General features: G+C 46.2%; 1 pseudogene. It reads right to left on the bottom strand.

Features of this window, described 5'->3' with window-relative positions:
* A pseudogene (locus AAEY83_RS14105) lies at positions 1–272 on the bottom strand (hypothetical protein); the annotation flags it as partial.
* Positions 273–286: the final 14 nt, after the last annotated feature.

Below are 286 nucleotides of genomic sequence, written 5' to 3' on the forward strand. Positions count from 1 at the left end.
ATTAGATAGCCTGCGGCAAGGAGCTTATCGTTTAACTCTTGCGTCTTAAAGCCCAATTCTTTCGCCAGCTTCGCCGTCGTCAGCTTAGAATAATTAGGCGTTGCCGCTTCTGTAGCGTTACTGGCAACTGAGTCTGTGCTTACCTTGCCAGCACTAGATAGCATACTGGACGTATTTCTCGACCCATTCTTAGAAGCTTTATTAGCGCCATTATTAGAGCCGTTGTTAAGGGCGCTCTTGTTATCGCTATCATGTACTTTTTCAAGGGACATGCGCACTTCATCAC

It is taken from the genome of Psychrobacter sp. TB20-MNA-CIBAN-0197 (assembly GCF_040309765.1).
GTDB classification, from domain to species: domain Bacteria; phylum Pseudomonadota; class Gammaproteobacteria; order Pseudomonadales; family Moraxellaceae; genus Psychrobacter; species Psychrobacter submarinus.